17 protein-coding genes and 1 other annotated feature are annotated in these 22349 nt (G+C 31.4%); of the genes, 11 read left to right on the top strand and 6 right to left on the bottom strand.

Features of this window, described 5'->3' with window-relative positions; translation table 11 throughout:
* Window positions 1-225 precede the first annotated feature (225 nt).
* The 4 genes from ACREV6_RS19105 to ACREV6_RS19090 all read left to right on the top strand — a co-directional run bounded on the left by ACREV6_RS19105 (window position 226) and on the right by ACREV6_RS19090 (window position 4602).
* The gene (locus ACREV6_RS19105; protein WP_431579637.1) at window positions 226-1914 is read left to right on the top strand and encodes a ribonuclease J; all 1689 of its coding nucleotides are present in this window, start codon (window positions 226-228) and stop codon (window positions 1912-1914) included.
* A 283-nt stretch (window positions 1915-2197) separates the two neighbouring features.
* Window positions 2198-2383 (top strand): hypothetical protein, encoded by a 186-nt coding sequence (locus tag ACREV6_RS19100; RefSeq protein ID WP_431579636.1) that lies wholly within the window; start codon window positions 2198-2200, stop codon window positions 2381-2383.
* 107 nt (window positions 2384-2490) lie between these two features.
* A complete protein-coding gene (locus ACREV6_RS19095) occupies window positions 2491-3693 on the top strand; it encodes an EAL and HDOD domain-containing protein (protein WP_431579635.1) in 1203 nt (400 codons plus the stop codon).
* A 24-nt stretch (window positions 3694-3717) separates the two neighbouring features.
* Window positions 3718-4602: a GGDEF domain-containing protein gene (locus ACREV6_RS19090; protein WP_431579634.1), complete on the top strand. Its 885-nt coding sequence runs from the start codon at window positions 3718-3720 to the stop codon at window positions 4600-4602.
* Window positions 4603-4676: 74 nt separating this feature from the next.
* On the opposite strand, the gene rsgA is transcribed toward ACREV6_RS19090, so the two are convergent.
* The 3 genes from rsgA to ACREV6_RS19075 all read right to left on the bottom strand — a co-directional run bounded on the left by rsgA (window position 4677) and on the right by ACREV6_RS19075 (window position 8284).
* A complete protein-coding gene (gene rsgA / locus ACREV6_RS19085) occupies window positions 4677-5597 on the bottom strand; it encodes a ribosome small subunit-dependent GTPase A (RefSeq protein ID WP_431579633.1) in 921 nt (306 codons plus the stop codon).
* A gap of 149 nt (window positions 5598-5746) precedes the next feature.
* A complete protein-coding gene (locus ACREV6_RS19080) occupies window positions 5747-6037 on the bottom strand; it encodes a CD3324 family protein (protein WP_431579632.1) in 291 nt (96 codons plus the stop codon).
* A gap of 879 nt (window positions 6038-6916) precedes the next feature.
* The gene (locus tag ACREV6_RS19075; protein ID WP_431579631.1) at window positions 6917-8284 is read right to left on the bottom strand and encodes a sodium-dependent transporter; all 1368 of its coding nucleotides are present in this window, start codon (window positions 8282-8284) and stop codon (window positions 6917-6919) included.
* A gap of 318 nt (window positions 8285-8602) precedes the next feature.
* Between ACREV6_RS19075 and ACREV6_RS19070 the strand changes: the two genes are divergently transcribed.
* The 6 genes from ACREV6_RS19070 to ACREV6_RS19045 all read left to right on the top strand — a co-directional run bounded on the left by ACREV6_RS19070 (window position 8603) and on the right by ACREV6_RS19045 (window position 16001).
* Window positions 8603-9658, top strand: coding sequence for a uroporphyrinogen decarboxylase family protein (locus ACREV6_RS19070; protein WP_431579630.1), 1056 nt, complete (start codon window positions 8603-8605; stop codon window positions 9656-9658).
* Between the two features lie 39 nt (window positions 9659-9697).
* A complete protein-coding gene (locus ACREV6_RS19065) occupies window positions 9698-10369 on the top strand; it encodes a cobalamin B12-binding domain-containing protein (RefSeq protein ID WP_431579629.1) in 672 nt (223 codons plus the stop codon).
* Window positions 10366-11394 carry a methylcobamide:CoM methyltransferase MtbA gene (locus ACREV6_RS19060; RefSeq protein ID WP_431579628.1) on the top strand — a complete coding sequence of 343 codons (1029 nt, stop codon included), beginning with the start codon at window positions 10366-10368 and terminating at the stop codon, window positions 11392-11394. The genes ACREV6_RS19065 and ACREV6_RS19060 overlap by 4 nt, the downstream gene beginning before the upstream one ends.
* A complete protein-coding gene (locus ACREV6_RS19055; RefSeq protein WP_431579627.1) occupies window positions 11391-13196 on the top strand; it encodes an ASKHA domain-containing protein in 1806 nt (601 codons plus the stop codon). Before ACREV6_RS19060 ends, ACREV6_RS19055 begins: the two co-directional genes overlap by 4 nt.
* A 40-nt stretch (window positions 13197-13236) precedes the next feature.
* Window positions 13237-14115, top strand: a complete 879-nt coding sequence (locus ACREV6_RS19050) for a uroporphyrinogen decarboxylase family protein (protein ID WP_431579626.1) — start codon at window positions 13237-13239, stop codon at window positions 14113-14115.
* Between the two features lie 233 nt (window positions 14116-14348).
* Window positions 14349-16001 (top strand): glutamine--tRNA ligase/YqeY domain fusion protein, encoded by a 1653-nt coding sequence (locus tag ACREV6_RS19045; protein WP_431579625.1) that lies wholly within the window; start codon window positions 14349-14351, stop codon window positions 15999-16001.
* A gap of 69 nt (window positions 16002-16070) precedes the next feature.
* Here the strand turns inward: ACREV6_RS19045 and thrS are convergent, their stop codons facing one another.
* From thrS to ACREV6_RS19030, 3 genes are all read right to left on the bottom strand, one after another.
* Window positions 16071-18008 (bottom strand): threonine--tRNA ligase, encoded by a 1938-nt coding sequence (gene thrS / locus ACREV6_RS19040; RefSeq protein ID WP_431579624.1) that lies wholly within the window; start codon window positions 18006-18008, stop codon window positions 16071-16073.
* 180 nt (window positions 18009-18188) lie between these two features.
* Window positions 18189-18394, bottom strand: a binding site (T-box leader).
* 111 nt (window positions 18395-18505) lie between these two features.
* On the bottom strand, window positions 18506-19402 hold the full coding sequence (locus ACREV6_RS19035; protein WP_431579623.1) for a polysaccharide deacetylase family protein: 897 nt from the start codon (window positions 19400-19402) through the stop codon (window positions 18506-18508).
* A 39-nt stretch (window positions 19403-19441) separates the two neighbouring features.
* The gene (locus ACREV6_RS19030) at window positions 19442-19684 is read right to left on the bottom strand and encodes a hypothetical protein (RefSeq protein ID WP_431579622.1); all 243 of its coding nucleotides are present in this window, start codon (window positions 19682-19684) and stop codon (window positions 19442-19444) included.
* A 393-nt stretch (window positions 19685-20077) separates the two neighbouring features.
* Between ACREV6_RS19030 and ACREV6_RS19025 the strand changes: the two genes are divergently transcribed.
* Window positions 20078-22201, top strand: a complete 2124-nt coding sequence (locus tag ACREV6_RS19025; protein ID WP_431579621.1) for a putative bifunctional diguanylate cyclase/phosphodiesterase — start codon at window positions 20078-20080, stop codon at window positions 22199-22201.
* Window positions 22202-22349 lie beyond the last annotated feature (148 nt).

Below are 22349 nucleotides of genomic sequence, written 5' to 3'. Positions count from 1 at the left end.
AAAAATATAAAAAAAAGGTAGGTGAAAATCCTGATTTATGGTTAGTTAGTAGGAATAAAATACTTGGAATAGTAAGTGTTGATAACGAACTGTTTTTATAACAGAACTGTTAGTATAACGGAACTAACCTAAGTAGTTGAATCCTGTGGTACACCATGCTGTTTAGTCGACAGAACGAAAATATTGGATGAATAGATTGCTTAATATTTAGAAATCAGGAGAATATTGAATAATAATAATAATTATAAAAGTAAAGTTAAAAACAAAATTAGAATTATTCCACTAGGTGGACTTGGAGAAATTGGAAAAAATATTACTGCAATAGAATACAAAGATGAAATTGTTGTTATAGATTGCGGGATTTCATTTCCAGATGCAGATATGTATGGGGTGGATTTAGTTATTCCTGATGTAACGTATCTTTTAGAGAATAGAGATAAGGTAAAAGGAATTTTTCTAACCCACGGTCATGAAGATCACATAGGAGCATTACCTTATATTCTAAAACAAATTAATGTTCCAGTCTATGGAACATGTCTAACATTAGGACTTGTAGAAAATAAGTTGCAAGAACATGGTATATTGGCAGATTGCACACTAAATGTAGTAAAACCTGGTGATATTATAAAATTAGAAAAACTAAGTGTAGAGTTTATAAGAGTTAGTCATAGCATAGCAGATGCTTGTTCTATTGCTATACATACTCCTATTGGAAGAATTATACACACTGGGGATTTTAAAATAGACTATACTCCAATTGATGGGCAAGTTATAGATTTAGAGCGATTTGCAAAATTAGGTGGTCAAGGAGTACTACTTTTAATGGCTGATAGTACTAATGTTGAACGTACTGGTTTTACTATATCTGAGAAAGTAATTGGAGAATCATTAAATAAATTATTCCAAAAAGCAGATGGTAGAATAATAGTAGCCTCATTTGCATCAAATATCCATAGAATACAACAAATTGCTAATGCTTCAATCTCGGTTGGAAGAAAAATAGCATTTAGTGGAAGAAGCATGGAGAGAATCTCACAAGTGGCTATGGACCTCGGGTATTTGCATATACCACAGGAATCTATAATTACCGTGGCAGAAATTCATAATTACCCTGATGAAAAGGTAACAATAGTAACTACTGGTAGTCAAGGTGAACCGCTTGCTGCATTAACAAGAATGGCATCATCTACACATAGGAGTATTGAAATACAAAAAGGTGATTTAATTATTATATCTGCATCACCTATTCCAGGAAATGAAAAATTCATATATAATGTTATAAATGAATTATTCAAAAAGGGTGCCAATGTAATATATAATACTACTGAAGAAATTCATGTTTCTGGGCATGCTTGCCAAGAAGAATTAAAATTAATTCACACATTAGTTCGTCCTAAATTTTTTATGCCAGTACATGGTGAATATAGACATTTAAAACAACATGCACAACTTGCAGAAAAAATAGGAATGGACCCAGCAAATATTTTTATTGGTGAAACAGGACAAATTTTAGAAGTATCACAAAATGAATGTAAATTTGGGGGAAGAGTGCAAACTGGAGCTATAATGGTAGATGGACTTGGCGTAGGAGACGTTGGGAATATTGTACTTAGAGACAGAAAACATTTAGCAGAAGAGGGTATTCTTACTGTGGTAGTTACTATAGAAAGAGAATCTTATAGTATACTAGCAGGGCCGGATATAATAACTAGAGGATTTGTGTACATGAAAGAATCCAATGAACTTATTAATGAAGCTAGGGATATTGTCAGAAAAGAGTTAGAGCAGTGTTTAAACAATAAAATTAAAGAATGGGCAGTAATAAAATCTTGTATAAGAAATGCATTAGGTCAGTTTTTATATATAAAAACTAAGAGAAGACCTATAATTATACCAATAATAATGGAAATATAATAAAAAACAAATGAAAAAACCATTTCTTAATTTAATTAAGAAATGGTTTTTTTATGTTAAAAGACGTTGATCTAAGGGGTTACTACTATCCTATACGTTTATAATAATACATTTCTTTAATCAGTATTTAATTTGTATTTACATTAATAAAAAAAATTCAATTGTATGCTATAAAATATTGTAAAATGGTGTAAATATATGTATAATAGAATTAGAAAACATTAATAAAAATACATGTATAATAGAGATAGACAATTGGAACTATTTTGGAAGCGAGGTGTGTATGAGTAATTTAACTCTTGATAATATTACAATGGAAGAGCTAAATAAAAGAATAAATGATTTAAGAGATATTTTAAACGAAATATGCTGTACAGACTCAAATACCGATGTGGAAGAAGAAAGGCTCGTTACAAGTAGAAGTTTAGACAAATTAATTGTTAAATATATGATGGGAATTAAGAAATAGGTGCCACTCGCATGGCAAGTGGCAACTGCTACTTTTGTTGCAACTTATAAGATTAAGGCATAAATATAAAAATCCATTAAAATATAAAATTACATAGGAGGATAAACATGGATGTTTTTCTAGCTAGACAACCTATTCTTGATAGACACAATAAATTGTTTGGATATGAATTGCTATTTAGAGATAGTGAAAAAAACATATATCAAAGTGATGATGGCGATAGAGCAACTATGGCAGTTATAAAAAATAGTTTTGTAAATATAGGAATGGATAAAGTAACAGGGGGTAAAAAAGCTTTTATTAACTTCACTGAAAACATATTAAAATCTGATGTTTTTGAGATTTTGCCGCCGGAATCAGTTATAGTTGAGATATTGGAAGATATAGAACCTACAGAGGAAATATTAGAGTTATGTAAAAAATTAAAAGCACTAGGTTATACTATAGCTTTAGATGATTTTGTTTATTCTAATAAATATATAAAACTTATAGAGATAGCAGATATTATTAAGGTGGATTTTCAAATAACTAAAGGAGATGAAAGAAAAAAAGTAATGGAAAAGGTAAACTCTGAAAATATAAAATTCCTTGCAGAAAAAGTTGAAACTATGGAAGAGTTTAATGAAGCAGTGTCCATGGGATATACATATTTTCAAGGGTATTATTTTAGTAAGCCTACAATACTTTCAGGCAAAAGAATATCAGAAAACAAGGCTATTTATATGAAACTATTGCATCAAATTAGTAGTAATAATTTCGCTATAGATAGTATAGAAAATTTAATAAAAAAAGATGTATCATTATCTTTTAAACTATTAAAACTTATAAATTCAGCGAATTATAGTTTTGTAAATGAAATAAAGTCAATGAAGCAAGCATTGGCACTTCTTGGAGAAAAAGAAATAAAAAAGTGGCTATATTTAATGGCTTTTCGAAATATGGGGGAAGACAAACCTGAAATTTTAATAATTAATTCTTTAACAAGAGCAAGGTTTGCAGAATTAATTGCTAGCAAAATGGGACGTGAACTTAATCCTTTTAATGCTTATTTGCTAGGAATGTTGTCTATGATAGATTTGCTTTTAGACAGGCCCTTAGAAGAAATACTCCAGGAGTTATTAATACCCATTGAAGTAAAGGATGCTTTAAATAAAGTTAATAATAATAACTACAGTAAATTACTAAGTTTAATTATAGCTTATGAAAATGGACAATGGGATCAGGTATCAAAAATTTCAAAAGAACTTAATTTAGATGAAAATTGTTTGCCAAATGTATACTATGAAGCTATTTTCTTTACTAAGATTTAGGTGCCATTATAAAGGAGTAGTGATATGGAAATTATTGAAGTAATCAAAGAAAGATTGTCAATATTTAAAAATTTATATGATACTATAAGGATCGTAGACCCAATCAATAAAAAAATTATAAATCCTGGAGAAGATAATATAGAAATACTAAAAGAACCTTGTTATGGGTTTCGTAGAACAGATAGATATTGTGACAACTGCATTTCTATGAGAGCATGTCTTGAATATGATACTTTTTTAAAAATGGAGGTTTCGAATGGGAAAGTTTTTCTTATTATTTCATCTCCTGTTACTATAGAAAACAAGGTATATATTGTAGAGATGATAAAAGATATATCCAAATCGGGAAGTGTAATGAATAATGAAAAAAATACAAATAATATTGAAAGATTAATAAATGAAATGAATGACGCTGCAGTAAGAGATGAACTGACAGGAATGTATAATAGAAGATATATAAATGAAAGACTACAATCAGATATAAATGATAGCATGCTAAATAGCAAGCCACTATGTGTAATTATGGCAGATTTAGATTTTTTTAAAAATGTAAATGATAATTATGGACATATTGTAGGGGACTTTGTGTTAAAGGATTTTGCAAAGATTCTTTCAAATTCAGTAAAAAGTGATTCGGATTGGGTTGCCAGATATGGAGGAGAAGAGTTTCTAATAGTGATAAGGGGTACTGATGGCAATAACTCGTTTAAAGTAGTAGAAAAAATCAGAAAATTAGTAGAAGAAAAAATTTTTGAATATAAGGATGTAAAAATTAAAATAACAGCAAGTTTTGGCACATATAGCATTACCAGCGAGAAAATTACTATTGAGGATCTTATAAATGAAGCAGATAAAAATTTATATTTGGCAAAAAACAGTGGAAGAAACAAAACAATTATTAATTTATAATAAAAAGTAACATAAACTTCAAAAAAGTTATGTTACTTTTTATAGTGGAAGCTCTAAATTTTCAATGTAGCAACTTAAAGCCCACGATATTTATGGTCTATATATTCTTTGCTCTTTTTATTCCCAGCTATTCTATTTACATCATTTTGTTTTCTTTCAAACATTTTAGCTTCCTTTTGCAGGGCGATATAGCTTTTAAATCTTTTTTCATCAATAATACCATCTTCAATTGCTTGCTTTATGGCACAGCCTGGTTCTTTTTTATGCATACAATCAGAAAACCTACATTGAGTTCTTAAGCCTTCTATATCTTCAAAGGCTTCACTTATACCTTCAGTGCCACCCCATAGCTGTAGTTCTCTCATTCCGGGGGTATCTATCATAATAGCACCGCTATCTAAAATAAACATCTCCCTAGAGGTTGAAGTGTGTCTGCCCCTATCATCATAGGCGCGTACTTCCTTTGTCTCTTGAATAACTTCTCTTGCCAAGTAATTAAGCAAGGTAGATTTTCCAACTCCTGAGGAACCCAGTAATGCAATGGTTTTACCGGGCTTCAAATAATGATTTAAATCATCCATACCTCTATTATCAACTGCACTTATAATATGAATAGGTACGCCAGAAGCCACTTTTTCTGTTTGACTTAATTTTTCCTCCAAATCCTCACATAGGTCAGCCTTGCTAAGCAAAATAACTGGAGTAGCTCCACTTTCCCAGGCCATAATTAAATATCTTTCTATTCTTCTTGCGTTAAAATCTTTATTTAAGGAATTAACAAGAAAAATAGTATCTATATTTGAAGCAACAATTTGCTGCCTAGTATTAACTCCTGCAACCTTTCTGGAAAACTTGCTTTTTCTAGGAAGTACTTTATGAATAGTAGCTCTCATTTCGGAAGTTCGAAGACTCGCTAACACAAAGTCGCCAACTGTTGGAAATTCCTCACTGTTCATTGCCTCGTTCCTTAGTTTGCCTGATATTTCCGATAGCATCTCTCCCTGCTCTGTATAAAGTTTATAAATATGCTTATGCTCTGCGAAAACTCTTGCTACTGTATAACCATCCTCTATAAAAGAGTCAAATTCTTCTTTATAAAATTCGTCCCAGCCTAATTGTTTTAAATTATAAATAAATATCCCTCCTATGCATTTAATTTTAACTTTTCATTATTCATATTAAAAATTATCTTTCTAATGCTATCTTCTGATAGATTATAAGATTCTGTAAGTTTAGTAATTGTAGTTCCATTTTTATAAAATTCATATATTTCCACATTACGCTGTCTTAGAATCTTTCGAGTGCCATTATTTTCACCCCAAGCCTTCCGTACATTATCTTCTTTTGGAATATATATGATTTCTCCTTGAATATATTTTTGCAGTTCCTTTAAAAGAGCTGACGGCAATACATCTTTCCCATTCTTGTAACACAATATTAAATTCCTCCCCCTTATTTTCAATGTTATTTAATAGTGTTTTAGAACTTTTCATTGAAACCACCTCCTATATTTATTTGTATGGATAACAAATCTGAGTTGTTATCCTATTTATTTTTCTATAGAAAAATCCCGTGGATATAAAAACCATCCACGGGAATATTAAAAAAGGCAATAAAAAAAACACGATAACTTCGTGCATTCTGCCAAACTTTAAATTCGTTTTAACGTTTCAGATGACGGTTATTAATTACATTTCGAAAGCACACAAAATAAAGGGTTAACAAGCCCCATTTTATATTTTATAGATAGAACAAAAAAAGGTTTTCTACAAAATTTTATACTGCCTCCGAATAATATTTAGTTATTGGTAAAGTACCTCAAAAGTCTCAATTAAATTTTTCATATAACAACATCCTCCTTCATCTGAATTATTTTTACTTAAATTGATTATTCTCACAATTTCATTCTATTATAAAACTGTGTTAATGTCAATAACAATTGGTGCCACCCACGTGGCAAGTGGCAAGTTAATATAAAAGGAGGCGTGAGGCCTCCTAATATTCATCTGAGGTAGCTAACAATTATTAATTGTTAGCTACCTCAGATTTAATTGTAACTTTTAACCCTTTTAGGTCAAAAGCCACCTCCTAGTAATTATCAATCTTATCATCTCCTTTCACTAGATTACTGCCTGTGTTTATTATTGCATATTGTAAGTTAGGTTCTCAAGTTAAAGAATTATTATAATTGTTTTTTCCTAAAAATTCATAATGAGTTTTAATAGGTAAAGTAATTTTTATTTACTGATATTTAAATAAAATGAGCCTCAACAATTGTTGAGGCTCATTTTACTTAAATATTTTACGTTTATAATTAAATTATTCCTATTGAATTTAAGAAAACAATTATAAGTAGAACTGGTGTTATAAATTTAATAAAGACATATAAAACATTTATTATACCGGCGTTATTTAAAGTTCCTTGGTTGGATAGTTCTAGTTTAAAATCTTCCTTTTTAACAAAGTATCCAATGAAAATTGCTGTTAAAAGTCCCCCTACTGGAAGCAATATATTGGAAGATAAGTAATCAAAGGAATCGAAAAATCCCTTTTGACCTAATATATGAATATTACCAAGGACACTTGAGGAATCAGCAGATAATGTTGCTAGTATTCCAATTGACATCATTATGCCTGTTGTAAGTAATACCGCTGTCTTTTTGCCCATACCCTTTTCTTCCGTAAAATATGCAACCGGAACTTGAACATTAGATATCATTGCTGTTGTAGCTGCAATAGCAGTTAATAAGAAAAAGGCTACTAATAGTACATTACCAAAAGGCATTTTTGAGAATACAAGTGGTATGGTTTTAAATAAAAGCCCGGCACCTTCACTAGGTTTCATACCAAAGGAGAATACCGCTGGGAATATTGCAATTCCTGCTAGGATTGAAACTAGTGAGTCAGATAGTGCAACTCTTACTGAAGTTGCTATCATATTATTATTTTGTGTAAAATAACTTCCATAGGTAATCATTATGCCCATTCCTAATGATAATTTGAAAAATGATAGACCAAGAGCAGTTAATATAACAGAGCCATTTATTTGTGAAAAATCCACATGGAATAAAAATTTTAATCCTTGTGATGCGCCTGGAAGTGTTAATGCAGTTACATCACATATAAGAATTAGTATGAATAATACAGGCATAAGTGTTTTTGTTATTCTTTCAATACCATTTTTAACTCCTGCAATTAAAATTATAGAAACGACTATAAGAACTATAAACTGCCATATAAGTGGAGGCATTGGTCCAACTATTGTGGACGCGAATTTTGCTGAGGATGCAGCTGAAGTAACTCCTACAAAATCACCCTTTATTGCTTTAAAAACATAGGAATAAACCCAGCCTGCAACACAACTATAGAAAAACATAATTAAAAAGGCTGAAACTACTCCTATAAATCCAATGCTCTTCCAACCTTTAGCAGCTTTTAATTCTTCAAAGGCGCCAACTGCATTTTTTCTTGACTTTCTACCAATATAAAATTCACATACCATAATTGGAATACCAACTAATGCAACACATAAAACATATATTAAGAGAAACGCTCCTCCGCCCTTAGCTCCTGTTAAATAGGGAACCTTCCATATATTACCTAAACCTACTGCTGAACCTAATGTTGCGAAAAAAACTGCAAATCCTGATGAAAAGGTCTCTCTCTTTTTTTTCTCCGACATTACAAAATCACTCCTCTTTAATTTAATTAAATAGTTCCCCGGTATTAAAGCGCTGTTTAAAAGAAATCAAATTACACAAACTAAAGAAAATTAGTATATGTATATATTTTTGGCAATAACTTAAAACTGCATAAAAATAGACATATCTTTTCATGCCTTTAACAAAATATCATGTATATATTGTTAAGTCAACAGAGATAAACAATAGCTATAGATGAATCAAGGACTATTGGAAAAACTGATTTGCATATGATTAAAGTAGAGTGTAAACTTTATGTGTACTAAATATAGTACACAATTTTTCAAGGAGGAATTAAGATGAACCAAATTATAAAGCCAGATCAAATGACGCCAAGGGAAAGAATGGAAGCATTTTCAGCGGGAAAACAAATTGATAGAATCCCCTGTGGGCCATTTTTAGGTGAGGCTTGTGCACCGCTTTTTGGACATACAATTAAAGAGCATAATTTTTCAGCAGAAGTAATTATAGATGTAGCAGTGAAAAGTTTTGAAACATTTAGACCGGATAGCATAGGTGTTGGGCCAGGACTTCAGGGAATACCTGAGGCTATGGGAAGTGAATTTAAATTTCCTGAAAATGGTACACCTTACTTTAGTAAGCCTATATTAAGGGACTATAAGGATATAGGCAAACTATCACCTATAGATCCTTATAAAGATGGAAGAATATCATATTTCCTTGAAGCACTTAAAGTAGCTAATGAAAGAATTGGGCATGAAGTATTTGTAGGCAGTTCCATGGGAGGTCCATTTACCACTGCTGCTTTTTTAAGAGGAACAGAGGATTTTCTAAAGGATATAACTAGAAATCCTGAAATGGTACATAAACTACTAGAGCTATCCACCCAAAGCGTTATAAACTATATTGATGCAGTATGCGATTTAGGATTAAGTCCAAGTATTGCTGAACCTGTTGCGTCAGGTACTATGATTAGTGCTAAGACCTTTAGAGAATTTGCAAAACCCTATTTGAAAAAATGTATGGATAGAATTATTGAAAGACGAGGAAGTGGCACTACCCTTCATATATGTGGAACAACTAAAAAAATATGGGGAGATATGGTGGACGTAGGTATTGGAAATTTAAGTTTAGACAATATAGATGATATAGGTGAACTTAAAGATCAATTTGGGGATAAAGTTTGTTTAATAGGAAATGTAGCCCCAGTTGAAACTATACTCAGAGGAACTATAGAAGAAATACATAATGCAGGTAAGTTATGCATAAACAAGGCATATGATAGTCCAAAAGGATTTGTTTTAAGCTCAGGTTGCGATATACCAATAGGAACCCATCCAGATAAAATAATAGCACTTATGGATTCCGCAAGAATATATGGTCAAAAGAGATAGCAAAGCTGGTGCCAAATAACCTAAGAGGAGGAATAATAAATGTTAAATTTAAAAGAAGAATTATTACAAGCGATTTCTGATTCTGTGGTAGATATGGAAGAGGAGAAAACTATAGAAATCACTAAACAATTTATTGAAAATAATTTTGATGCTTATGAAGGTATTGATAAGGGCCTGGCGCATGGAATGCGTAGAGCAGGGGAGTTATATGACGAGGAAGAATATTATATTCCAGAATTACTAATTTGTTCAGATGCCATGTATGCGGGTCTTGATATATTAAAACCTCATTTGAAAAGTAAAGATGGGGATAAAAAACATAAGGTAGTCATAGGCGTAGTAGAAGGTGATACACATGATATAGGTAAAAACTTAGTTAAAATTATGATGGAAACTGAAGGGTTTTATGTAGAAGATTTGGGAAGAGATGTGCCAGCTATTAAATTTGTAGAAAAAGCCAAGGAAATAAGTGCAGACATTATATGCTTATCTACTCTTATGACTACAACTATGTGTGGTATGGAAGAAGTTGTTAAAATATTAGAGAGTGAAAATTTAAGACAAAAAATTAAGGTTATGATAGGTGGGGGACCAGTATCATCTAGTTTTGCGGAGAAAATAGGAGCAGATGTATATACCGCAGATGCCTCTAGAGCAGCTAAAATGGCAAAGGAATTGGTTAATAAGGAAAAGGAAGAACTTAAAATATGATTACCCCAAAGGAAAGATTGTTTAAGGTTTTAAAAGGGGAAAAAGTGGATCGGCCACCTTGCATTTGTCCAGGTGGAATGATGAATATGATAACGGAAGAGTTAATGGATATTACAGGAGTTAACTGGCCAGAAGCTCATAGTGATGCTAGAATGATGGCAGATCTTAGTTTTGGAGTATACGAAAATGGTGGCTTTGAAAATTTTGGAGTGCCTTTCTGTATGACCGTAGAAGCAGAAGCTATGGGGGCCTATGTGTATATGGGCACAAAAATCAATGAACCTAGGGTTACTCAGTATCCAATAAATCATGCCTCAGAGTGGAATAAATTAAACAATATAGATGTAAATGTGGGTAGGGCAAAAGTGGTACTAGAGGCAATTAAGATTTTGAAAATAAAAAATCCACAGGTGCCTATAGTTGCCAATTTAACAGGACCTGTGAGTTTAGCTTCTTCACTAATGGAGCCTATGGTTTATTATAAGGAACTTCGAAAAAACCCTGCAGAAGCTCATAAATTTATGAAATTTGTTACAGAAAATCTTATTACCTTTGGGAAAGCACAGCTAGAAGCCGGAGCAGATATTTTAACTATTTCTGATCCAAGTGGTACTGGAGAAATATTAGGACCTAAAATGTTTAGAGAATTTGCTCTGCCTTATTTAAATTCAATAATTGATGAACTAAAGCAGCACTGCCAGGGTGGAACTATAATTCATATTTGTGGAAGACTTAAAAGTATCTACAGTGAATTAAAGAAATTACATAGTAATGCTATAAGTTTTGATGCAATAACTAATATTACTCAAATGGTAGAGTTTGTTGATAATAAAGTTATAATGGGAAATGTAAGTACCTTTGCTCTAGAAAATAACTCCCAGGAAAATATAAAAAGTATAGCTGAAAATTGTATACATAGTGGTTGTGATATTTTATCACCAGCCTGTGGAATAGGTACAAAAACCAGTATGGATAATATTCGTAGTATGGTGGATACTGCCAAAGGATATAGTGAAATAATATGAGTTATTTAACAATTGAAAATACTGGAGAAACATATGAATTTGTAGTGGAAACTTCCCTATTAAATATAATACAAGAAAAGGGAATAGGCATGGAAAGCCCTTGTGGTGGGCGAGGTACCTGCGGAAAATGTAAAATTAAAATTCTAAAGGGTGAAATAAATCAGCTAACGCAAGAAGAAGCTAGTCATTTAACAAAAGAAGAAATAAAGCAGAGTATAAGGCTGGCTTGCCATGTAAAACCACAAGGTGATTTAACGGTAGAATTATTAGAAGACAAAAATATAAAACATGAAATTTTGACAGAGGGTTACATGCCTTCTATAAGTATAAATCCAATGATACATAAAGAAGTTTATAAATTAATAAAACAAAACTTTAAAAATGATTTATCCTATGCGGAAATAATAGAAGATATTGTGCAGCAGAAAATCGAAAATAATAACATTGATTTGCTTAAGCTTTTACCAGAGGCTTTTAAGCAAGGAGAGTTTACTGGAGTTTATTCAGGTGGACATATTATAGGTATAGAACCTGGGAATACTGTGAAAGAAACTTATGGAATAGCTATGGATATTGGGACCACAACGGTTGTAGCGGCACTAGTAGACTTAAATATGGGGAAAGAAATCGCCTCAGTAAGTGAAATAAATCCTCAAACAGAGTATGGGTTAGATGTACTTTCGCGAATTGCCTTTGTCCAAAGTAATCCTAAAGGGTTAGATCTATTACATAAAGGCATTATCGATTGCATAAATAGCTTAACTTTAAAATTGTGCCATGAAAATAATATAGCAGCTTCTAGTATATATGAAATAACAATAGCAGCAAACACAACTATGATGCATTTGCTACTGGGTGTGAATACAGATTCTATAGGAAAAGCACCCTATACACCGGTGTTTAAAAAGGCTCAGAATATTTCAGCAGGGAGCCTTTGCATAAATATATCGCCCTTTGGTAGAATATATTGTGTGCCCTCAGTATCTAGTTTTATAGGTGGAGATATTACAGCAGGAATTGTAGTTTCAAAGCTGCAAAAGGCAGATAAAAATCTATTGTTTATTGATATAGGAACTAACGGAGAAATAGTCATATCAAAGGCTGGAAAGCTTTCTTCTTGCTCTTGTGCTGCAGGACCAGCCCTTGAGGGTATGAATATTAGCTGCGGCATGAGAGCGGCTGAAGGTGCCATTGAAGGTATAAAAATTCATGAAAACAAAATAAGCTTAAAGGTAATAGGTGATAAAATCCCTGTTGGAATATGTGGCAGTGGAATTTTGGAGTCTATTTCAGAAATAGCACGAGTAGGACTTATTGAAAAAACTGGTCGTATAAAAAAGAAGGAGTCAGTAGTGGAAAGCAATCCAGGCCTGGAAGATTTAATAATAGAGGAAAACGGGAAACGAAAGATACATATTGCAATGGGCGCTAAGGAAATATACATAACACAAAAGGATATACGTCAGGTGCAACTCGCAAAGGGTGCTATTTCATCTGGATTTTATGCCTTACTTAATTTAATGGAAATAGATATGCTAGATTTACAAGAGGTGATTATTGCAGGACAATTTGGTAAACATTTAAATGTGGACAGCTTAATAGGTATAGGTATAATTCCGGAAGCCTTAAGGGATAAAATAACCTATGTTGGAAACTCTTCTAAATCTGGAGCAGTTATGTGTTTATTATCACAGCAGGTAAGAGAGGATATAGAAACCATAGCTAAAGATGTAAATTATTTTGAACTTTCTACTATGGATGGATACGAGAAACTATTTACTAAATGCTTGAGTTTTTCTTAGGGAAGAAGCACGTTGATTGCACTATACTGGGAGGGGAAAAATGGATAACAAATTAGATTTTAAATGTGCTGGAGATAACCTAGAAGAAATACCAAAGGAAATTATTGGAAGCTTAAAATTAAAATTTCCGGAGATACATAATAACTCTAAGGATATGGTAAAACTATCTATAGAACTAAAAAAACATAATAGTGATAGCTTATGTAGATTACCCTTTTGTGTCACAGTAGAAGCAGAGGCCCTAGGCGCAGATATAAAACTTGGAGATGAAAAAATTGGCCCAAGAGTTAATAAATATGCGTTTAATGACTTAGAGGAGTTAAAAAACATTAAACAAATTGAATTTACAAAGGGTCGAATAGGTAGAGTACTTTCAGCTGTTGAAAGCTTAAGTAGCCAAGGTGAAATAACGGTTTTAAATGTAGTAGGTCCAATGACAATAATATCTTCACTTATGGATCCTGTAGTATTTTATAAAGGAATAAGAAAAAACAGAGAAATTATTGATGATTTCATAAGAGTTATTGAAGATAGTATTGTAAACTATATATTAGAAGGCTTTAAGAAGGGCGCAAGCATAATATCCTATGGTGACCCAGCGGGAGCTTTGGACATAGTTGGACCAAAGATATTTAGAGAAATAAGTGGAAAAGCTACATACAATATATTAAAAACAGTTAAGCAAAATTCAAGTCATGGCATGATTCATATTTGTGGAAAAACCTCCACAGCCTTAGAAAAAATGGGGTTTATACAATCAGAACCCTTAGTATATGATAGACAGATTACTTATGGGACTGCTTTAATAGATGCATTAGAAAAAAGCAATCAGCTTGTGTTTGTAGGGCATAGATGTATTAAAACAACACCCTTTAAGTTGGGGAATTTTAATGTTTGGAATATAAAGATGAAGTTATAACTGAAGTTTTATTTTTATTATAGTGTGTAATCTAGCTTATAATAAGAAGGGGAATTGCCCTCTTAGGTATTGATAAAACATCACAGTATGTGGGTAAATCACAGGTTGCGTTAAAAAATACCATAAAAATCCTAGGAAAAAATCTGTTTTTGTGATATATTTATTAGAATATAGAGAAAATTTACAAGCCAGCAAAATTATAAGTATGCTAGCTTAAAAGGAAGGTGACGAATATGGAAAACAAAACTATTTCATCAAATTTTATAAGAAATATTGTTATGGAAGATTTAGAAACAGGAAAACATAGTAAAATCATAACTCGTTTTCCACCAGAACCAAACGGATATTTGCATATTGGTCATGCAAAATCAATTATTTTAAACTTTGAACTGGCAGATGAATTTAAAGGTAAGACAAACTTACGTTTTGATGATACTAACCCAGCAAAGGAAGATAAAGAGTACGTTAATTCCATAGAAGAGGACATTAAATGGCTTGGCTTCAAGTGGGATGAACTATTTTTTGCATCAAACTATTTTCATGAAATGTATGAGAGAGCTGTATTATTAATAAAAAATAAAAAAGCCTATGTCTGTGATTTAACAGCAGGCGAAATGAAAGAGTACAGAGGAACTTTAAGAGAACCAGGAAAAGAAAGCCCATACAAAAATAGAACTGTGGAAGAAAACTTAGACCTATTTGACCGTATGAGAAAAGGCGAATTTTTGGACGGAGAAAAGGTTCTAAGAGCTAAAATTGATATGAATTCTCCTAATATAAACATGCGAGATCCAATAATTTACCGTATATCTCATGCAGTCCATCATAATACAGGTGATAAGTGGTGCATTTATCCTATGTATGATTATGCACATCCAATAGAAGATGCAATTGAAGGAATTACACATTCAATTTGTACTTTAGAATTTGAAGATCATCGCCCACTATATGATTGGGTTATAAATAATTGTGAAATGAAAAACAAACCAAGACAAATAGAATTCGCAAGACTAAATATTACAAATACCGTAATGAGTAAAAGAAATCTTAAACAATTAGTGGACGAAGGCGTTGTAGATGCTTGGGATGATCCACGTATGCCAACTATAGCTGGACTTCGTCGTCGTGGCTACACTGCAAATGCTATACGTAATTTTTGCAGAGAAATTGGAGTTGCAAAAGCTAACAGTACAGTAGATGGACAAATGCTAGAACACTTTATAAGAGAAGATTTAAGCCCAAAAACACCTAGAACTATGGCGGTTTTAAAACCATTAAAAGTGGTCATTACAAATTACCCAGAATCTCAAGTAGAAATGCTGGAAATTGAGAATAATCAAGATGATGCATCTATGGGAACTCGTCAGGTGTCATTCTCAAAAGAAATATATATAGAACAAGAAGATTTTATGGAGAATCCACCAAAGAAATATTTTAGATTGTTTCCAGGAAATGAAGTAAGACTCAAGGGCGCATATTTTATAAAATGTAATGATTTAGTTAAAGATTCAGAGGGAAATGTATCTGAAATACATTGTACTTATGATATTGAAACTAAGAGTGGTAGCGGATTTACAGGAAGAAAAGTTAAAGGAACAATCCACTGGGTAGATGCAACAAATGCAGTTCCAGCAGAATTTAGATTATATGAACCTTTAATTTTAGATGAAGAGCAAGAAGAAGGAAAAACTTTCTTAGATCAAATAAATCCAAATTCTATGGAAATTCTGCAAGGGTTTGTAGAACCAAATATGGAGAATTCAAAGGTGCAAGACAAATTCCAATTTTTCAGACATGGATATTTCAATGTGGATTCTAGATACACGACTCAAGATAAACTAGTATTTAATAGAATAGTATCTTTAAAAAGTTCTTTTAAAATCTAAACAAAATATAGTATTTAACAAAGAAAAAAAAGCCAGTACAGGATTTAATTCCTATACTGGCTTTTATTATTATAATAGTCTAGTTTCTATTTCATTTTTAATTCGTGCAATAAAGGAATCTAGTGCAATTGAACCTTCATCATCATTTCTTCGGCTTCTAACAGAAACTTCATTTAGCTCAGCTTCTTTTTCACCAACTATTAGTAGGAAAGGTGCTCTTTCATTACGAGCTTCACGGATTTTGTAGCCGATTTTTTCTGCTCTATAGTCCCCCTCTACTCTAATGTTCGCTGCCTTTAGCTTAGCTACTACCTTATCTGCATAATCATGATACTTTTCAGAAATAGGTAATACCTTAACTTGTAATGGTGCAAGCCAAGTTGGGAAAGCACCGGCATATTTTTCTATTAAAATTGCAAGTGTTCGCTCGTAGCAACCAATAGAAGTTCTATGGATAACATATGGACGTTTTTTAACTCCATCTTTATCAACATAAGTCATGTCAAATCTTTCTGGTAGTGCGAAGTCAATTTGTACAGTGATTATAGTATCTTCTTTACCATGAACATTTTTGATTTGAAGATCAAGCTTAGGGCCGTAGAATGCAGCTTCACCAATAGCTGTCTTATAGTTTATTCCTAAATGGTCTAATATATCCTTCATTTTAGTTTCAGTATCTTCCCAAGCTTTTGGGTTGTCGATATATTTTTCTTTATCATTTGGATCCCCTTTAGAGAATCTATAAGTTATATCATCTTTGAGTCCTAATGTTTCCATGAAATAGTTAATTAAAGCTACAACATCCTTAAATTCTTGTTCTAATTGATCAGGTCTAACAACTAAATGACCTTCAGAAATAGTGAACTGACGTACTCTGATAAGTCCATGCATTTCACCAGAAGACTCATTTCTAAACAAGGTTGAAGTTTCAGCATATCTAATTGGAAGGTCACGATAACTCTTTTGATCAGAGTTATAAATTGTAAATTGGAATGGGCATGTCATTGGGCGAAGTGCCATAACATCCTCATCTTTAGATTCATCACCAAGCACAAACATTCCATCTTTATAATGATCCCAGTGACCAGACATTTTATATAAATCACTCTTAGCCATAAGAGGAGTCTTAGTTATAACGTAGCCTCTTCTTTGTTCTTCATCTTCAACGAAACGTTCAAGCAGTTGAATTACCCTTGCACCATTAGGCATAAGTAGAGGTAAACCTTGACCTATAACATCTGACGTTGTAAACAATTTTAATTCTCGTCCAAGCTTGTTATGGTCTCTTTTTTTAGCTTCTTCCATTTGAAGTATATGAGCATCTAAATCAGATTTTTTTGTAAAAGCAGTTCCGTATATACGACTAAGCATTTTATTTTTCTCGCTACCTCTCCAGTATGCTCCTGCAACTTGAGTAAGTTTAAAGGCTTTTATATATTTTGTAGACATTAAATGTGGACCTGCACAAAGATCTGTAAATTCACCATGCTTATAAAAGGATAAAACTGCATCCACTGGTAGATCTTCAATTAATTGAACTTTAAAATTTTCATCCTGTTCTTCCATTAAAGCAATGGCTTCAGATCGACTAAGTTCAAATCTTTCTATTGGTAAATCTTCCTTAACAATTTTCTTCATTTCTACTTCAATTTCTTTAATTTCATCTGCAGAAAAAGAACCTTGTTTATCAAAATCATAGTAGAAACCTCCATCTATAGCAGGTCCAATGGCAAGTTTTGTACTAGGGAATAATCTCTTTACTGCTTGAGCTAAAATATGAGTAGCAGTATGTCTAAAAGCTTTTTTACCTTCCTCATCATCAAAAGTTAATATATTAAGTTCAGAGTCTTCAGTAATTTTGAAACGTAAATCTACAGTTTTACCATTTACAGTTCCAGCACAAGCAACTCTTGCAAGGCCCTCACTAATATCTTTCGCAATTTCTATTACAGTCATTCCAGATTCATAAGATTTCATTGAACCATCTTTTAATTTAATATTTATCATATATATTACTCCCTTCTTTTTTTATAGATTTTTAACAGAAAAACACCATGCCCTTAGGGTAGTTGGTAGTTAAATTACTTCGGGTATATTAAAAAATAACCAGCACATAATATTATGTGCAAGTGTTTATAAACATATTTTTATAAAGCAAAAAAAACCTCATCCCAATTCTAACTATAGAAAAGGGACGAGATTATAACTTCCCGCGGTTCCACCCAAATTGTTTATAAAAATAAACCACTTAATAATTATAACGGAATTACCGGACTTTATTAGAGTCACTCAGAGGTGGTCTTCAGCAACGTGGACAATTAAGAATAATTTCAGCTAATGTATTCTCTCTCTGTAAAAGCGTTATGGCTTACTTTTCTCTTCGTAGTGTTGAACTATTGTATTTACAATAATTATAGCACTTGTAGTAACAATGTCAAGGTGTCAATAATATTAGTTTAGAACTATTATGTGCATTTTAAAAAATAACTAATCGGCACATTTGGTTACTTTACTACGTTAAATTGTGGTGCAGAAACGTTATTAGAAAGTACATCAAAGATAAACCCCTGATTTTTAAGACCCTCTATGACTTCCGGTAAGGCTTGTACAGTTGTAGTCTTTGGTGCTAAATCATGCATCAATATAATGGGATGATTTGTTTGAGCACTTTCAGTTAGAACAGCATGTACAATTTTATTTTTGTCTTGACGGTAAGTAGAAGCATCAGTGGAATCCACATTCCAATCAAAATATTTATATCCTGCTGCATTCATTTCTTTAATTACACCAGTCATTATATCACGACCACCGTAACCATGACTGATAGTATTATTAGATCCACCTGGATATCTTAAAATATGATTAGGCTCCTTGCCAGTTATTTCGGTAAGAAAGACATCTAATTTTTTCACATCTTCTTTAAAATTATCTGGAGATGAATAAATATTTTTATAATCATGACTATAAGTATGGTTAGCTAAGGCATGTCCATCATCAGAAATTTGTTTATATAAATTCCTTAAATTAGGATGAGCATTTACAAAGAAGGTGGCCTTAATGTCATATTGTTTTAATATTTTTAATATATCTAAAGTGTTTTTTGATGGACCATCATCAAAAGTTAAATAAGCTATTTTTGATTTACGCGAGGTTTCACTATATGATAGTTCATTTTTTTTGATTTTGATTTGAAGATTTTTGTTTTCTGATCTTAACTTTTCATTATGGGATTGCATTTGGTTTATTTCTTGTAGTAATAAAGTACTTTCATTTTCACTTTTTATAACGGTTGCTTCGCCGACAGCTGCTTTCACAATTGAAGAAACAAATAAAGTAAGAATGAAAACTTTCACTAATAGAAGTGCTAATGATTTCTTTTTCTTTTTTCTTGAATTTCTCATAGTAAAACCTTCCTTCTTTTTTATTTTCATCTGCTTAAATTAATTTGTAATAATCTTTAATTTGTTAATCTTTTCTGAAACCTTTGCATTTGTTTCAAGGAGATGATTATTAATTTTTTTTAGAGACTGATTTTCTGATTTTAGGGACTGAAATTGAGTTTTTAAAGAATTATTTTCTATTGTAGTATCTTTAATTTTATTATTATTAATAAAATGAACACATATTGAACCTAAAAATAAAATACTGAAAATCATAGTAGCAATAACATTTTTTCTTTTCATTTCTTGGACTCCTTTGTTAAAAAATTTACCAATATATAATATAATACGCTATATTATATTATAATACATTACGATAAAGTTACAAACATAAATATTAACAATATTAACTAAAATATAGGACATATTTTAAAAAAAATAATTTATTATATAAGTATGTACAATTTTATGGTTTATATTGTATAATATTATTTGTTGTAATTAATGGTAAAACTCATAATTTTTAGTATTATGAAAATTTAAAGCAAAAAATGTGAAAAAGTTTAAAAAATTTAAATATAAATTCTGAAAAACTATTAATAAAAATCATAATTTGACGATACTTATAAAGGATAATATTAAAATGAAATATAAAACGACTAAATAGCTTTCTAAATGTTAATGGGAGGAATCTAGGTGAATGAAAAGAAAATTGACTTAAATAAGATTACAAAAAAACAATTAAAGATGAATACTGAGTTACTTAATATTGATTGGTTATTTAAAGATGATGTCGCACTTAAAAATATGCCACTTAAAGTAACTATTATATATGCTTTAATTGGTGCGCTTTGGATATTATTTTCAGATAGAATTTTAAATATTGTTATTGAAAACAAATCTTTAATGGTACGTATGCAAACCATCAAAGGATGGTCTTATGTTTTAATATCATCATTTGTAATATATTTTTTAATTAGTGAATTTACTAAGAAAAGTAATGCTTGGTCTCATACAATAAAAGAAAATTATAAAGAAATTCAAGCTACTTATGAGCAATTAATAGCTGCAGAAGAGGAACTTCGGGCACAACTTGATGAATTAAATGAAAAGCAAGCAATAATTGAAAAAAGTGAAGAAAGGTATAAACTGGCTTTAGAAGGAGCCAATGATGCTATATTTGAAGTTGATCTTATAACTAAAGAATTTTTTTCTTCCGATAAAATTAGTGATATTACGGGATATGATAAAGATGCCATAACTTCACTGGAAGATTTAATTAAGTTAGTTGCAGATGAAGATAGAAAAATAGCAATAAATGATTTTAATAATCATATTAAGGGGGAAACATTACATTACCAGAGCAGTTTGAAAATCAAGTATAATGGTGGCGGAGATAAATGGGTTTTAATTAGAGGTAAGTGTCTGAGAAACAAAAATGGCATTGCAACTAAAGTTTCTGGATCTGTTACAGATATTTCTGGACAAAAGGATTTTGAAAATAAAATTAATAAATTGAAGTACTATGATATATTGACGGACATACCTAATAGGAGATTATTTATTAATACCCTGGAGAATGAGATTATTAAAGCAAAGGATAAGGAAGCTAAACATGCTGTATTATTTATTGATTTAGATAATTTTAAAGAAATTAATGATACATTAGGTCATGATTATGGGGATGAATTACTAAAAAATGTTGCAATAGCCCTTAAAGCTTCTATTAGAGAGGGGGATCTTGTTTCAAGAGTAGGTGGAGATGAATTTTTTATTTTAATGAGAAACATTGAGGATTACTCAGAGATAAGTTGTCAATGCGCAAAACTACTAAGTTCATTAAACTCTGAAATAAGCATAGTTGGTAAGCAAGTATATACTTCAGCAAGTATTGGCATTACAGTATTCCCGGATGATGGTAGGGAAACCAATATACTATTGAAAAATGCAGATACTGCAATGTATAGTGCTAAATACAATGGTAAAGCTAAATATTCTTTCTTTAATAAGAATATGAGTGATATAGTGGTAAGACGAGTTGAAATAGAGAAAGGTTTAAGGCATGCACTTGAAAATAATGAGTTTGAAATCTATTATCAACCACAGATAGACATTATAAACAATAAAATAAAAGGGTTTGAAGCACTTTTAAGATGGAACAATTCTGAACTTGGTAGAGTATCACCCGCAGAGTTCATACCTGTGGCAGAAAAAAGTGGACTAATAATTCCTATGGGTGACTGGATTATAAAAACTGCTTTTCTTCAAAATAATTTATGGAAAAGCAAAGGATACGTATATGATACTATTGCGATAAATTTATCTGCGATTCAATTGCAAAATGACAAATTTGAAGAAAATCTAAAAAGGATTATAACTGAAACTGAGGTTAATCTGAGATTTGTGGAACTGGAAATTACAGAAAGTATTCTCATGAAGGATTTTGAAAAGAGCGTTAAACTACTTACTGAGATTAGAGACTTAGGCATAAATATTGCATTAGATGACTTTGGAACAGGATATTCTTCTCTTAGCTATTTAAAACAGTTACCTATAAATACGTTGAAAATAGATAAGTCCTTTATCGACAATATTGTTACAAATGAAAGAGAAAAAGCCATAGTAGATGGAATAATACAACTTGCACAAAAAATTGACTTAGACGTTATTGCAGAGGGAGTAGAAACAAAGGAACAAATTAGACTATTGCAAAGTATGGGCTGTAATCAAATACAAGGCTATTATTTTAGTAGACCTCTTCCACGGGATGAAATTGAAGAGAAATTCTTAAAAACTAATTGGATTGAGCCATATAATTAAAAAACAAAGAGCTGTGATTTTTAAAGTGGACCCTGTGTCAAGGACATTTTAAAAAAAGAGCCTTAAGAATACCCTTAATGTCACAATTGTGATATAAGGGTATTCTTTTTATATTTTTATAGGGTACTCACCTGTTTTTAAATATGAG

Origin of the sequence: Clostridium sp. (assembly GCF_050717515.1) — a bacterium.
Classification (GTDB): Bacteria; Bacillota; Clostridia; order Clostridiales; family Clostridiaceae; genus Clostridium_AD.
Note: the sequence above shows the minus strand (reverse complement) of the source record. Positions and strands in the feature narration are given on the sequence as shown.

Excerpts from the sequence above, each read along its gene's own strand:
- ACREV6_RS19100 (WP_431579636.1), top strand. The coding sequence starts at position 2,198 with ATGAGTAATTTAACTCTTGATAATATTACAATGGAAGAGCTAAATAAA.
- ACREV6_RS19095 (WP_431579635.1), top strand. The coding sequence starts at position 2,491 with ATGGATGTTTTTCTAGCTAGACAACCTATTCTTGATAGACACAATAAA.
- ACREV6_RS19090 (WP_431579634.1), top strand. The coding sequence starts at position 3,718 with ATGGAAATTATTGAAGTAATCAAAGAAAGATTGTCAATATTTAAAAAT.
- rsgA (WP_431579633.1), bottom strand. The coding sequence starts at position 5,597 with ATGCTATCGGAAATATCAGGCAAACTAAGGAACGAGGCAATGAACAGT.
- ACREV6_RS19075 (WP_431579631.1), bottom strand. The coding sequence starts at position 8,284 with ATGTCGGAGAAAAAAAAGAGAGAGACCTTTTCATCAGGATTTGCAGTT.
- ACREV6_RS19070 (WP_431579630.1), top strand. The coding sequence starts at position 8,603 with ATGAACCAAATTATAAAGCCAGATCAAATGACGCCAAGGGAAAGAATG.
- ACREV6_RS19065 (WP_431579629.1), top strand. The coding sequence starts at position 9,698 with ATGTTAAATTTAAAAGAAGAATTATTACAAGCGATTTCTGATTCTGTG.
- ACREV6_RS19060 (WP_431579628.1), top strand. The coding sequence starts at position 10,366 with ATGATTACCCCAAAGGAAAGATTGTTTAAGGTTTTAAAAGGGGAAAAA.
- ACREV6_RS19055 (WP_431579627.1), top strand. The coding sequence starts at position 11,391 with ATGAGTTATTTAACAATTGAAAATACTGGAGAAACATATGAATTTGTA.
- ACREV6_RS19050 (WP_431579626.1), top strand. The coding sequence starts at position 13,237 with ATGGATAACAAATTAGATTTTAAATGTGCTGGAGATAACCTAGAAGAA.
- ACREV6_RS19045 (WP_431579625.1), top strand. The coding sequence starts at position 14,349 with ATGGAAAACAAAACTATTTCATCAAATTTTATAAGAAATATTGTTATG.
- thrS (WP_431579624.1), bottom strand. The coding sequence starts at position 18,008 with ATGATAAATATTAAATTAAAAGATGGTTCAATGAAATCTTATGAATCT.
- ACREV6_RS19035 (WP_431579623.1), bottom strand. The coding sequence starts at position 19,402 with ATGAGAAATTCAAGAAAAAAGAAAAAGAAATCATTAGCACTTCTATTA.
- ACREV6_RS19030 (WP_431579622.1), bottom strand. The coding sequence starts at position 19,684 with ATGAAAAGAAAAAATGTTATTGCTACTATGATTTTCAGTATTTTATTT.